This is a genomic window from Helicobacter sp., from assembly GCF_014799995.1.
Classification (GTDB): domain Bacteria; phylum Campylobacterota; class Campylobacteria; order Campylobacterales; family Helicobacteraceae; genus Helicobacter_D.
Map to the genome: position 1 here is coordinate 42,525 of NZ_JAAVGY010000056.1, position 12,881 is coordinate 55,405.

Annotated in this window: 14 protein-coding genes; 9 read left to right on the forward strand and 5 right to left on the reverse strand. The window is 37.0% G+C overall.

Annotation, left to right across the window (positions count from 1 at the left end; all coding sequences use genetic code 11):
- Positions 1-4: 4 nt before the first annotated feature.
- The 5 genes from hisC to HDT10_RS08550 form a co-directional block, all read right to left on the reverse strand.
- Entirely contained in the window at positions 5-1,108 is a 1,104-nt protein-coding gene (hisC, locus tag HDT10_RS08530) for a histidinol-phosphate transaminase (protein WP_290882315.1), read from the reverse strand.
- A gap of 66 nt (positions 1,109-1,174) precedes the next feature.
- Entirely contained in the window at positions 1,175-2,611 is a 1,437-nt protein-coding gene (locus tag HDT10_RS08535) for a hypothetical protein (RefSeq protein WP_290882318.1), read from the reverse strand.
- 24 nt (positions 2,612-2,635) lie between these two features.
- On the reverse strand, positions 2,636-4,366 hold the full coding sequence (locus HDT10_RS08540) for an AAA domain-containing protein (RefSeq protein WP_290882321.1): 1,731 nt from the start codon (positions 4,364-4,366) through the stop codon (positions 2,636-2,638).
- On the reverse strand, positions 4,326-5,447 hold the full coding sequence (gene hypD, locus HDT10_RS08545) for a hydrogenase formation protein HypD (protein ID WP_290882324.1): 1,122 nt from the start codon (positions 5,445-5,447) through the stop codon (positions 4,326-4,328). Before hypD ends, HDT10_RS08540 begins: the two co-directional genes overlap by 41 nt.
- A gap of 1 nt (position 5,448) precedes the next feature.
- Positions 5,449-5,892, reverse strand: coding sequence for a hypothetical protein (locus HDT10_RS08550; protein WP_290882326.1), 444 nt, complete (start codon positions 5,890-5,892; stop codon positions 5,449-5,451).
- Positions 5,893-5,960: 68 nt separating this feature from the next.
- Between HDT10_RS08550 and truB the strand changes: the two genes are divergently transcribed.
- The 9 genes from truB to HDT10_RS08595 are packed head-to-tail and all read left to right on the forward strand — an operon-like array spanning position 5,961 to position 12,873.
- Entirely contained in the window at positions 5,961-6,803 is an 843-nt protein-coding gene (gene truB / locus HDT10_RS08555; protein WP_290882329.1) for a tRNA pseudouridine(55) synthase TruB, read from the forward strand.
- Positions 6,797-7,033, forward strand: a complete 237-nt coding sequence (gene csrA / locus HDT10_RS08560) for a carbon storage regulator CsrA (RefSeq protein ID WP_290882332.1) — start codon at positions 6,797-6,799, stop codon at positions 7,031-7,033. The genes truB and csrA overlap by 7 nt, the downstream gene beginning before the upstream one ends.
- A 5-nt stretch (positions 7,034-7,038) precedes the next feature.
- On the forward strand, positions 7,039-7,920 hold the full coding sequence (locus tag HDT10_RS08565) for a 4-(cytidine 5'-diphospho)-2-C-methyl-D-erythritol kinase (protein WP_290882335.1): 882 nt from the start codon (positions 7,039-7,041) through the stop codon (positions 7,918-7,920).
- Positions 7,917-8,375, forward strand: coding sequence for an SsrA-binding protein SmpB (gene smpB, locus HDT10_RS08570; RefSeq protein WP_290882337.1), 459 nt, complete (start codon positions 7,917-7,919; stop codon positions 8,373-8,375). The genes HDT10_RS08565 and smpB overlap by 4 nt, the downstream gene beginning before the upstream one ends.
- Positions 8,376-8,383: 8 nt before the next feature.
- Entirely contained in the window at positions 8,384-8,836 is a 453-nt protein-coding gene (gene exbB / locus HDT10_RS08575) for a TonB-system energizer ExbB (protein ID WP_290882340.1), read from the forward strand.
- Positions 8,833-9,222, forward strand: coding sequence for a TonB system transport protein ExbD (exbD, locus tag HDT10_RS08580; RefSeq protein ID WP_290882342.1), 390 nt, complete (start codon positions 8,833-8,835; stop codon positions 9,220-9,222). The genes exbB and exbD overlap by 4 nt, the downstream gene beginning before the upstream one ends.
- Before the next feature lie 12 nt (positions 9,223-9,234).
- On the forward strand, positions 9,235-9,417 hold the full coding sequence (locus tag HDT10_RS08585) for a hypothetical protein (protein ID WP_290882345.1): 183 nt from the start codon (positions 9,235-9,237) through the stop codon (positions 9,415-9,417).
- 19 nt (positions 9,418-9,436) lie between these two features.
- Positions 9,437-12,130 (forward strand): hypothetical protein, encoded by a 2,694-nt coding sequence (locus HDT10_RS08590; RefSeq protein WP_290882348.1) that lies wholly within the window; start codon positions 9,437-9,439, stop codon positions 12,128-12,130.
- Positions 12,130-12,873: an OmpA family protein gene (locus HDT10_RS08595; RefSeq protein WP_290882350.1), complete on the forward strand. Its 744-nt coding sequence runs from the start codon at positions 12,130-12,132 to the stop codon at positions 12,871-12,873. Before HDT10_RS08590 ends, HDT10_RS08595 begins: the two co-directional genes overlap by 1 nt.
- Positions 12,874-12,881 lie beyond the last annotated feature (8 nt).

Below are 12,881 nucleotides of genomic sequence, written 5' to 3' on the forward strand. Positions count from 1 at the left end.
AATCCTATTTTTGAACTAAATATTGATGAAAAAGTGTGAAAAACTTTTTGTTTTGTGTCTCTGTGCCCAAAGTAATGCGAATCGCATTTAAGCCATACGAAGCAAGGTTTCTAATAATCATACCTCTTTGCAATAAATAATCTGCAATCTGGGTAGAATTGAGAGGTGCTTCAAAATAATAAGTGATGAAATTAGTGAAACTCGGGGTGTATTTGAAGCCTTTTTCTTGGGCAAATTTTTCAAACTCTGGCATTTGGGCAAGATTGTTTTGAATGCTTTTTCTAATGTGTTCTTGGTCTTTTAGAGCCTCAATAGCTGCAGCTAAGGATAAAGTCGTGATATTGAAAGGTGGGCGGAGCTTTAAAAGGGCTTGGATAACCTCTTCCCTTGCGATTCCATAACCTACGCGCATACCTCCTAATCCATAAGCTTTGGAAAAAGTGCCTAAATAAATCGCATTAGGGAATGTCTCAATGAGGGATTTTGGATTGATTTCTTTGCTAGAATCTTTGGCTTTAGCATATTCTTGATAAGCCCCGTCAATGACAATCAAACAATCTTTATCTATTTGTTTTAAAAAATCAAAGGTTTCTTTTGCGTCTAAACATTCTCCCAAAGGGTTATTGGGGATACAAAGGAAAATGATTTGTGGTTTGTGTTGCTGGTAGGATTCTAAAAATTCCTTTAGATTATGTTCATGACTTGCAGTGCGAATGACTTGTGCGCCTACGGCTTTAGCATAGACTTCATACATTGCAAAAGTTGTTTTTGCCATTAAGATTTTGCTGTTTTGATTGGCTTTAGCGTGGATACAAAACTCAATGATTTGGTCGCTTCCTGAACCAATAATCACTTCTTTGCTTTGCATATTATAATATTTGCTCAAAGCGTTTTTTAAAGCAAACATAGAATCGTCTGGATACAAATGCGCATTGCAAGCGTTTTTGATGATTGTTTCTATGACTTTGGGGCTCGCGCCTAGTGGATTTTCATTAGAGGCAAGCTTGATGATTTCATTTTCTGGGATTCCAAACTCTCTCACAACAAGTTCAATAGGTTTTCCCGCTTCGTAGGTTTTAATAGAATCAAGCGTGGTGTTAAAAGTCATCTAAATACCCTAAAATTAAAATAACTTTGCTATTGTAGCAAAATTTAGCCAATAAGAAGCAAAATTTTATAAAATCATACGCATCATATCAATAAACTGGTCTGTGCTGCCCTTGATAACAAAATAAGAGATTCCCTCTTGCTTGGCGTTTTGCAAAATTTCTTCTTCCATTTCTTTGGGAATAATTGCGCAAAAAATAGGTGTGCCAACGGAATCTTTAAACATTTCAATATATTTTTGTCTAAAGTTTAAAATGTTCATTTCCTTTACTTCCCATTCCATTACGACAATATGAATTTCTGCGGGGTGAGACAAGCGTAAATTGTCGCGTGGGTCGTTAGAAGTAGAAACTTGCAAGCTATTGTCAAAATTTTTTAAATATTCCTTGTAATATTTGCTATCTTTAGGGTCTTCTTGGATTAAAAGAATGTTTTTTTTGGAAAATGCTTCAAGATACTTTAATAAATCAAAAAGCCCTTTGGTTTCTTTGCTTAGTTTATTGTGGTCTAAACTGCGCAAAAAGTATTTGAGAAAAGTTTTAGAACTATAAGTGCCTGTAATGCCTGCTTCAATAAAGAATCTTCGCACGCTTAAACTACGTTTTGCCCGCTGCCATAACAAAGAATCCAAATCGTAAGCTTTAGCATTTAAGAGTTTAATAAAATCTTGTTTTAATTCTTTTGTAAGGGGGAGATAGCTTTTCAAAAATGGCTCGAAAAATTTCTCTGAAAAATCCTCCCCTGCTTTGGTGATTTTTGCTAATTTTTCTTTTTGTTGTGAGAGATAATGAAGCAAATCCACATAACGTTTGCGGAAGCTTTTTAAATTGTTTTGTGCTTGGAGATAGCTCGCACTACTCGTGTCATTGCGTGCGGCAAATTGGCTTTCCATATTTTTAAGTGCCTGTCCCATAGAGGCTTGCTGGATTGTAGTGCTTTTGATGATAGATTGTGTGGTTTGGATTAATTCCTCGTTTTTGACAAACTCAATTTGGTGTGCAAGAAAGATTTTTTCATAGGAGTATTGTGGAGGATAGGAAGATTTTTTAATAAAAGATTCATATTCCTTATCTAATTTTCCAAGCTCGGATTTTAGGTTGCTTAAAGCCAAGTTTGGAATCGTACTATCTAGCTCAAATAAGTCATTATAGGCTGTGAATAAGAATCGCTTAATGCGTAAGAAATCTAAATCTTTTTTGGAATTAATTTCTTTTTCATAATGCTTGATGAGATTTTCTACCCCTCCAAAATAGTCATAAATGCAGTCTTTAATGCTTTTGGTTTGGTGGATTGTGAATTCTTCTTTTGGCTGTTTTTTGGGACGCACCACGCTGACTTGTTTGTTGTTATCTGCAAGCTCAAATTCTACTTCCATATTGGGTGAAATTTCTTTGAAATCTCCGTCCCATACGCGCAAATCAAATTCAAACTTGCGTTTGTTGTGTGCTTGTTCAATTAAACCGCGCTTTGCTTGCGCATTTAACCCAACCAAAAAACCATTCATTTTGTCCCTTGTAATAAAATTTTATTATATCAAAAATTTATTTGGATAAGGTTTTGCGATTCGCACTAAATCACTCAAAAATTGATTTTTTTGTCTAAGCCAATAGGCTTTATCGCAAACTAAAATAATCCCCTTTTTTGCACGAGAGAGTGCGACATTAAGCGCAAAAAGTGCATTTTGATTATTGGAATTGTTTAGGTGATAGTGCAAGATAACAGGGGAGAAAAGCACATAATCAAACTCTTGTCCTTGAGAGGAATGAATCGTCCAAACACATTCTTCCCTATAAAGAGCAGGCATAAGTTCAAGAATCAACCGACGTTGATTGACAAAAGGAGTAAGAATCGCAAAATCTTGATGTGTGTTAAGAAACTCGCGCGCTAAATTGCAGCATTGCAACGCTTCATTATGATTTGCCTTGTCTAGGGGCTGTGCCTTAGGCATTTGTGAAATATCTAGGCAATGCAAATAGGTCTGCGTGCTTAATCCTTGCAAATCGTTCTTATAAATGTAGGCATTGAGTAATTGTGCGAGATTGTTGCCATAGCGATAGGTTTGCGTGAGAGTAAAGGTCTGTGTAATCGGAGGATTTTCGTTTGGTAAAGTAGAATCCAAAAAAGGAGAATCCTCATCTAAATTACTCTGTGTTGCAAAGAATTTTTCCATAAAAAGTGCAGAATATTGCCAAAGTCTTGAGGGTTTCCATTGGGATTCTTTAGCATTAGTAGAACCCAATAAGCACACGGGTTGGAGTTGTTTGTGGTCTCCTAGAAGTGTGATAGGTTTGTTAAATGCGCAAAGTGGCAGAGTTTTAATTAAGGGAGAAAATCCCGCTTCATCAATGAAGAAATGCTTGAAATCTATCGTATGCAAATCATTTCTGCGCAAAAAAGTATCTAAAGTCATTGCGATAACTAAGGCTTCTTGTAGAGATTTTTTGTAATCTATGGCTTTATTTATGAGTAATAAATCACAATTTTTAGGGAAATTTTCGGCAAATCTTTGACTAGGTGTGCCAAGTCTTAGAATCTTGGAAGTTTCAATGCCAATTTCGTCTAAATTGACAATCAAAGTCGTTAAGCATTGTTCTAAGGCGTTATTTGTGGGCGCAAGAATCGCTACTTTGAGATTGGCTTTGAGATAAAACGCCAATGCGTGCAATAACACGACTTTTGTTTTGCCACTGCCCGCAGCACCCCAAACATAACAAAAGGGGCTTTTAAAGATTCCTTTAAGCGCATTGAGTTGCTCTAAATGTGGCGGGATTTGGAGCTCTTTTAATGCGTCAATATCGGGATTTAAAATAGGCGGAATCGCAGGGAGTTGCAAGGAATAATCTTGCAGATAGAAATTAATGACATTTTGAACTAAAAATTTCAAATCCGAAATGAGTTGGAGCGATTCTTTTTGTTGGAATAGTTTTTCACAAAGTCTTTCCTCTACATTAAGGCTTAACACTTTGGATTTTTCATCATAAGAAAGAATGCTAATGTCCTCTTCAGATTCTTTTTCTAGTGCAAATTCTCCTAGTGGAGTACGGAGAATGAGGGTTTCAGTGCTTTTTAGTTTGTATTCCAACTGCAAACGCAATCCAAAAATATCTTTAGAAATATTTTGGACTTTGATAATCTCAAATCCTTTGTCGTAAGTTTGCATATATTGCAGATAATTTTCTGCTGCTTGAATCAAAAAGGCTTTGGAGCGCGAATTTAAACTAAACAGGGCGCATTCCTTGATATTTATAGTATGCCGCACAAGCTCCCTCACTGCTCACCATACAGCTTCCTAGAGGGTTTTGTGGTGTGCAAAGAGTACCAAAGAGTTTGCAGTCAAAAGGTTTTTTGTTTCCTTTTAGAATCTCACCACACAAACAGCCTTTATGCTCTTCCTTTGCGATTCCGCCTAGATATTCTTTAAAGAGAATGCCCGCGTCATAGTTTGCAAATTCTTCTTTTAAACGTAAGGAGGAATGTGGAATCTCTCCGAGCCCACGCCAATAGAAGCTATCATCTAGTTCAAAATAACGTTGGGTGAGTTCTTGGGCTTTAAGATTACCTTGCGTTGTTACGCTGCGCGCGTATTGTGTTTCGACTTTAGGGGATTTGTTTAAGACTTGTTGGACGATACTCAAAAGACTCTCCCCAACATCTAAGGGTTCAAATCCACATACAACAATAGGAATCTTAAATTTCTCGCAAAGCGGTTGGTAGATTTTAGAACCTGTGATGACACTGACGTGTGAGGGTGCTAAAAGTGCGTTGATTTGGCAATCTGGCGCACTTAAAATCACTTCTAGTGGGGGAGGTACTAAGACATGATTGGTGTGCAAGAAGACATTTTGTAGTTTAAGGGAAATTGCGCGTTCTAGCAAGGCAGCGGACATTGGAGTGGTAGTTTCAAAGCCGATTGCAAAATACACTACGCGCTTTGTGGGATTCTCTTTTGCAATCGTTAAGACTTCTAGTGGAGAATAAACAAACCGCACATCTAGCCCCTTTGCTCTAGCGTTTTGTAGGCTTCCATAGCTTCCGGGCACTTTAATCATATCCCCAAGTGTAACCAAAATCACATCTTTTTGGCTTGCAATTTTGTAAGCGCAATCAATGCGACTTTTGGGCATTATGCACACAGGGCAGCCCGGTCCGTGTACAAATTCTATTGTGCTAGGCAGAAGTTCTGGCAAAGCATATTTCATAATCGTGTGTGTATGTCCGCCACAAACCTCCATAATCTTTAGAGGTTGTATCAAATCTTTGCTTAAAACTTTTAAGGCATTAAAGATTCTGCTAATGGCTTTGCTATCGCGGTAAGTGTCAATGTAGGGATTGTGTATCATATCATTCTCGTAAAATTTTTGTAATTAAACCATCAAAGTCTTGTGAATAAGGAGGATTGAAGCCCATTACAGGAATCTCATAATATTGCGTGAAAGTTTGTGTATGCGAAAAGGTAATTGCTTGCACATAAATTTTAAACAAATAACGCGGCACAAGGCTCAATGAAGCAGTGGGAGAGAAATCCTCCTTTGCCTCATTGTGATAGTCTTTGAAATAGAATTGCACTTCTTGTAAATTTTCATTGGGATTGCGTTCATAAAGGATTTGAAAACGATTAATGAAAGTGTTTGCAAAATCTTGGGGCACAATATCTGTATCGTTGGCTTTCAAATATGTAATCTTGGGGTAAGAAAAATTAGGATTTGCTAAAGGGGGATTGGCGCAACCCAGAAAGACAAATAAGCCGATACTTAAAAGAAAAAATGTTAGAATCTTGCTTTGCATTCTATTTCTCTTGGATTAAAAGAATTTTGAAGTGCAAATTCTAGCAAAATAAATAAGGATTTTAAAGTTTGAATCGTATTTTTGTTGCAAAAAAACCACTTTTTATTTCTTCTAATCATTATCTCAATCTTTTAAAGCGAAGATTTGGAGAGAAAAAGGGCGGATTTAGTGGAATCTTAGACCCTTTTGCTTGCGGAGCGTTGCTTGTGGCATTTGGGCAATATACGAAACTTTTTCGTTTTTTGGAAAAATCCCCCAAAGTCTATCAGGCGACACTTTGGCTTGGAATGGAGAGCGATTCGCTAGATTTGGAAAATGTGCGCAAGGTGCAGTTTGTGCCGAAATTTTCTGAAAGCGAAGTAGAATCTGTTTTACAAAGTTTTGTTGGGATTGTGTCCTTTGTGCCTCCAAAGTATAGTGCCAAAAAAATACAAGGCACACAGGCATATAAATTAGCGCGTGCGGGAAAAGAGGAATTGTTAGAGCAGCATCTCAAAGAACAAACGATGTTGGTAGATAAAATAGAGTTTTTGGGCTATTCTCACCCTTTTATTAGCTTTAGGGCTTGGGTAAGTGAGGGGGCTTACATTCGCTCTTTAGGGGCGTTAATCGCAAGGAAACTAGGCTGTGTCGGCTCTCTTAGCTATTTGGAACGTATCAGTGAGGGAGGATTGAGCTATCAAGGGGAGAGGGCGTTAAATCCTTTGGAGATTCTGCCTTTTTCCAAGTTGGATTTGCGTCATCATTTGTTTTTACGTTCTTTAATGCAAGAGGGCAAAAAAATTTCTCCAAAAATGTTGAAAATTAATGAATTTGGAAAATATATAGTGCAATTTGAAGATTTTTTCTCTATAATTTCATACGAAAATCAAAACTTACAATATTTAGTAAATAGGATTCCTTTATGTTAATTTTATCAAGAAAAGAAAACGAGAGTATTACTATTGGTGAGAATATCACAATTAGGGTGATTTCTATTGATAAAGGTAATGTAAAGATTGGTTTTGATGCGCCCCCAGAATTATTAATTTTGCGCGAGGAATTAAAACTTGCCATTTCAGAAGAGAATAAAAAATCTCTCCAGCAGCAAACACAAGGCAATGTGCTTGATAAACTTGTGGCAGCTAGAAAGAAAGTTTAAAGATAATGGTTTGCGATTCTTTGACGCAAGATATTTATAAATCCTATGCAAAAATTAATTTATTTTTAAAAATTGTCGGCAAAACTTGCATTAATGGAGTGAATTATCATCTCTTAGAATCGCGTTTTATGAGAGTGTCAAGCCTCTATGATACTTTGGCTTTTGATTGGAATACGCCTGCTTTTGAGATTGTGGGAAATTTTGATTGTGCCACAGAACAAAATACTATTTTTAAAACCTATCGTCTCCTTATGCCTTATCTTACAGAATCACAAAAACAAACATTAGAGCATTTAAGCATTAGAGTAGAAAAAAACATACCAAGTGGCGGGGGATTGGGCGGAGGGAGTTCCAATGCCGCTTGTTTTTTGCAGGTAGTGAATCAGAAATTGGCAATGGGTTTAGACTCAATAGCTTTGATGAATCTTGGCGCACAAGTCGGGAGTGATGTGCCGTTTTTTTTAAGCGGTTTAGAGATTGCAAATGTCAAGGGTAGGGGAGAAATTATAGAATCTTGCCAGCAAGAGAAAGAATCGCAAGGATTTGCACCTTTTGAAGTGGAAATTGTGATGCCAAAACTACATTGCAATACCGCAAAGGTGTATCAAAAATATGCGGAATCATTTTATAATGAAACAAAAATCCAACAAACTAAAGCACAAAATTGGTTAGAGAAGTCAAACCAAGCCATTTTGCAAAACAATGCTTTAGAAAATAATGATTTGTTTGCCGCGGTTTTGGCTCTTTATCCAGAGTTGGAATCTTATAGGAAAGAGGGATTGTTTTTAAGTGGAAGTGGTAGCTCTTTTTGGCGATTATCATCAAAGGAATCCCAAGATAAGCAAGCGTTGTATAAAGCTTGTGATTTCAAAGAGGCAAGAAGATGAAAATCATCGCAACAAACAAAAAAGCAACTTTTGATTTTTTTATTTTAGAAAAATACGAAGCAGGGATTGAGCTCAAAGGGAGTGAAGTGAAATCTATTCGTGCGGGACGCGTGAATCTCAAGGATAGCTTTGTGAAAATCATTCAAGGAGAAGCCTTTTTGTTTCAAGCGCATATTGCGACACTTGCAACAACGAATCTCCATTACAAACCCGATGAAAAACGTGCACGCAGATTGCTTTTGCACCGCAAGGAGATTGATAAACTCTTCGGCAAAAGCCAAGTTTCTGGTATGAGTATTGTAGCATTGAAGCTTTATTTTAATGCCCGCAATAAAGCAAAGCTAGAAATTGCTTTGGCTAAGGGTAAGAATTTGCACGATAAACGCGAATCTCTAAAAGAAAAAATCCAAAAACGAGAGATTGCACAAACCCTAAAAGAAATGCAAAGAAAATAAGGAAAAAAATGCTTGGATTATCCCTAAAAGAATTGGTAGAATATGGAGTGATTGGAGTTTTAATGTTGATGAGTGTAGTGGCACTTTGGGCAACATTGGAGCGACTATTGTTTTATAAATACATTAAACTCGTGCTTTATACAAATAAAACAGAATTAGAAATAGACCTCTCAAAGAATCTTACTTTGATTGCTACTATTGGTTCTAATGCTCCCTATGTTGGGCTTCTAGGAACGGTGTTTGGGATTATCATTACCTTTGTGCAGATTGGACAATCCGGTATGGTAGATACGGCAAATATTATGACAGGGCTTGCACTTGCGCTCCAAGCCACAGCGGGTGGATTGCTTGTAGCGATTCCAAGCATTGTGTTTTATAATCTCTTAATGCGTAAAAGTGAAGTTTTGATTGCGCAATGGGAAATTATGCAGGAAAATAAAGCAAACAAAGGCGTGCAATGAAGCATTTTAGGAGAATGGATAGCATTAATATCGTGCCTTTTATAGATATTATGCTTGTTTTGCTTGTGATTGTCCTCACAAGTGCGACTTTTATCGCACAAGGCAAGATTCCCATTGCCTTACCACAAGCACAAGGTTCTGATAAAATCACGCAACCCTTAAAAACGCTTGAAATCACCATTGATGCACAAGGGCAATATTATCTTGATAAAACTCCTATGAGTTTGGAATTAATCCAAAGTGAAATCCTAAAGATTCCAAAGGATACACCTATTTTATTGCGGGGAGACCAAAAAAGTTATTTTGAAAGTTTTATCGCTTTGGTTGGGGTTTTGAGCTCTAGCGGGCACGATAATATAGATGTGCAAGTGGAACAAAGTCAATGATAAAGGATTTTGATGTTTAGAGAAAGCTATGATTTATCAACGATTATTTCAGCGGTGGTTACCTTTATGGCTGTCGTGCTTGCGATTCGTTTCGCGCTCTATCTAGCGAATCGCAATAACTCACAGATTCAAAAGCCTGATTGGCTAGAAGATGAACGTTTTGATGTGCAGACGAAAAAACACAAACGAAAATAAATCAAGATAAGGAAGAACAATGGAGAATCTAATCATCAATGCAATTTTTACTGCATTTATGCTCGCACTTGCGTTTTGGGACTATCTAAGCTATGGTAAGCAAAAGCATCGCGATTTTAAATCTATCATTATGAGCACAGGGGTTTTGGGGACATTTGTCGGGATTTTTGTCGGTTTGCAAGATTTTGATGTCGGCAATGTAGAAAATTCTGTCCCCTCATTGCTTGCGGGTTTAAAAACCGCATTTTATACTTCAATTTTGGGAATGGTATTAGCGATTCTACTCTCTATTGTGCAAAAAAGCAAAGCCGTCAAGAGTGATTTTGAAAATATGCTAGATTATTTTTCCTTACAAGCAGGAAAGTTAGACAAATTAGAAAAACTAGAGAAGTTGGAATCTCTAGGCAAATTACAAGAAATCGTTACGCAAAATCAGCAACAAATGGATTCACAAAATGCTTATTATAAGCAGCAAGTCAGTAATTTTAAGGTTTTAGAGGATAATTTTGTTAAAACCAATGTCTCCTTAAAAGAAGCAATGCACCATCTTGCACAAGGGGCGTCAAAGGAATTGATTGCGGCATTAGAGGGAGTGATTAAGGATTTCAATCAGCGCATTACGGAGCAATTCGGAGATAATTTTAAAGAATTAAATAGTGCTGTGGCGCAGATGATTTTATGGCAGAACAATTATAAGGATTCCATTATAGGATTGGATTCTAGCCTTAAAGGCACATTGAAGCTATTTGAATCTACAAAAGAATCCTTAGAATTGATTGCGCAGCGCAATACAGAAGTATTGGAAGTCTATAACGCGTTAGCGCATAGCATTGAGGCTTCGCGTATTGAGAATGAGAAGCTCTCACATCTTCTACAAGGCTTTGAGAGAATGCACGAGGACGCAAGGGAAGCCCTTGTGAGTGTAGAAAATCTAAGTCAAAATTTGCAGCACACACATCAGCAAACATTGGAATACACTAAGGAATCGCTAGAGGAAGTGCAAGATTTCTTGGCAAAAAGCACAAGGACACATCAAGAGCAGACACAGAATTTATTAGAAAATAGCTTCAAAGCACTTGAGGAAGACGCACAAAGGCAATCAGAACAACTCAACGCCTTGCAAAATGCTTTTGGTGAATTTAATCAGGCGTATTTAACACAAAATGAAGAGCATTTGGCTAAGGCATTGGAATCCCTTAAAGCAAAATCCCAAGACTTTATGGAATCTTTAGTGGAGAGCGATTCCGCATTAAAGCATAAAAACTTAGAGATGATAGCGCAGATTGAGGGAAGTATCAAAGAACGTTTAGAGGGAGTTAAAGAAAGCTTTGAAAGTAGTTTAGAGACACTAGAAAATGCGCAAAAAGAATCCTTATTATTGGTAGAGGAACAAACAAAAAGAAGTGATGAAGCCTTGTTGCGTCATACGCAAGAAATGGAAAGTTCTTTAGAAAAAGCAAGCAATAATTTGCAAGCATTAGGCGAGCAAACACAAAAGAATCTCACGAAAAATTCTGATGCGCTAGAGCAACATATTACTAATGCGGTGTTAAACTTTGATAAGCTTCTAGGAAATACGACAAAAACCCTAGAGGAAAATTTCCGAGATTCTAAAGATACGCTTACAACACTTAGCAAAGAGATAGAAAGCTCTATGCTGACAACTACAAAGTCTTTAGATTCTTTGCTTAATGACACGGCAAATACTTTAAGCCAAAGCACGCAAAATATTGAAGAATCTCTCGTGCATACCAATCAAACCTTAATGGATTCTTTTGCCCAAAGCACACAAAGCATAGGGGAGGGATTCCGAAGTTTTAATGACAATGTGAGAGAAAATCTAGCCAAAACCACAGAGGAAATCGGGACGAGCGTAACGCGTTTGATAACGCAGAATCAGACACATAATCAAAATCTCCAAGATTTAATGGCAAAAAGCGTTGATACATTTAGCCAAAGTTTAGAAACAATGCACAAAGAGAGTCAAAACCATAATGTAGAGATTCAGAATCAAATGCGTAGCAGCTTTGGTGAATCCTATAAAAATGCGTTGGAATCCTTAAGCGCATTTTTAAAGAATACAACCAATGCGTATCAAACACAACTCACGACATTGGCGCAAAATACACAGAAGACAAGCCTAGAAACACATCAGAAACTAGAGCAGGATTTGCAAATGCGCTTACAAGCTATTGCACAAGGTTTTGAAAGCAATGCGCAAAAAGTTTTGGCAAGCTCTGAAAACTTGGCAAATCATTTGCTAAAATCAAACAATGCGCAATTAGAATCGCATACAAAAGAGATGATGGCGAGTTTTAGCGCGTTGGATAAGAGCATTAAAGCAACTTTAGTTGAAATGGCAAAAAACTATCTGACAAGTCTTGAGATTCTTACAAAACAAAGCATAGAAACTCCTAAAAATGCGAGTGTGGAGCTATTGAATGAATTTAATAAACTGCAAAAAAATCTAAGCGATGCGCTTGATAAGACTTATCTATCTTTGGAAAATAACCGCAAAGAAATTGATACGATTTTAAGAATCATACAAACCAATATCGCAACTTCTTTGAATCAAACCTCTAGTTTGAATGAAAATCTTTGTAAATCTCTCGGTGATTTGGACGGGGCACTTTCAAATATTACTTTAGGATTCCGTCAAGATTATGAATGGTTTTTGCGCAGAATCCGAGAGTTAATGGGAGCTAGAGGCTAATGGCAAATTCTTATAGAGGCAATGAATGGATTAGCATTTCGGATATGATGGCGGGTGTAATGATGATTTTTTTGCTGATTGCTGTTTCTTATATGGTAGTCATTAGCAAAACAGAGAAAAAGCTTGCGATTCAAAATGCCGAACTTTTAGAACTGAATCGTCAGATGAGTGATATTGCAAAAACCCATAAAGACTTGCAAACCGAGCTTTACCAAGATTTGATTTCGGAATTTTCTAGCAATTTAGAACGTTGGAATGCCGAGATTGATACAGATAATACGGTGCGATTCAAAGAGCCAGAGATTTTATTTGACCAAGGAAAAAAAGAAGTTAAAATGCGCTTCAAAGAGATTTTAGATGATTTTTTCCCACGTTATATCAAAATCCTAAGCCAAGAAAAATATAAGCAAGATATTGAGGAGATTCGCATTGAGGGGCATACTTCAACAGAATGGCAAAATGCAAATACATTGGAATCTCGTTATCTTGGAAATGCTGAACTCTCTCAAGCAAGAGCGTTAGAAGTCTTGAAATATTGCTTTGATAATAAGCAAATTGACACGCAAAAACAATGGTTGATTAGTGTTTTACGTGCTAATGGATTATCTTTTGCTAAGCCTTTAGAAACGCCTGAACTTTCAAGGAGGGTAGAGTTTAAAGCCCTGACAAAAAGCAATCAAAAGATTCTTAAGATTTTGAATGTCAATCAAGAATTACAAAATGCAGAGAATGGCGAAAATTAAATTAATTG

Excerpts from the sequence above, each read along its gene's own strand:
- hisC (WP_290882315.1), bottom strand. The coding sequence starts at position 1,108 with ATGACTTTTAACACCACGCTTGATTCTATTAAAACCTACGAAGCGGGA.
- HDT10_RS08535 (WP_290882318.1), bottom strand. The coding sequence starts at position 2,611 with ATGAATGGTTTTTTGGTTGGGTTAAATGCGCAAGCAAAGCGCGGTTTA.
- hypD (WP_290882324.1), bottom strand. The coding sequence starts at position 5,447 with ATGATACACAATCCCTACATTGACACTTACCGCGATAGCAAAGCCATT.
- HDT10_RS08550 (WP_290882326.1), bottom strand. The coding sequence starts at position 5,892 with ATGCAAAGCAAGATTCTAACATTTTTTCTTTTAAGTATCGGCTTATTT.
- csrA (WP_290882332.1), top strand. The coding sequence starts at position 6,797 with ATGTTAATTTTATCAAGAAAAGAAAACGAGAGTATTACTATTGGTGAG.
- HDT10_RS08565 (WP_290882335.1), top strand. The coding sequence starts at position 7,039 with ATGGTTTGCGATTCTTTGACGCAAGATATTTATAAATCCTATGCAAAA.
- smpB (WP_290882337.1), top strand. The coding sequence starts at position 7,917 with ATGAAAATCATCGCAACAAACAAAAAAGCAACTTTTGATTTTTTTATT.
- exbB (WP_290882340.1), top strand. The coding sequence starts at position 8,384 with ATGCTTGGATTATCCCTAAAAGAATTGGTAGAATATGGAGTGATTGGA.
- exbD (WP_290882342.1), top strand. The coding sequence starts at position 8,833 with ATGAAGCATTTTAGGAGAATGGATAGCATTAATATCGTGCCTTTTATA.
- HDT10_RS08585 (WP_290882345.1), top strand. The coding sequence starts at position 9,235 with ATGTTTAGAGAAAGCTATGATTTATCAACGATTATTTCAGCGGTGGTT.
- HDT10_RS08590 (WP_290882348.1), top strand. The coding sequence starts at position 9,437 with ATGGAGAATCTAATCATCAATGCAATTTTTACTGCATTTATGCTCGCA.
- HDT10_RS08595 (WP_290882350.1), top strand. The coding sequence starts at position 12,130 with ATGGCAAATTCTTATAGAGGCAATGAATGGATTAGCATTTCGGATATG.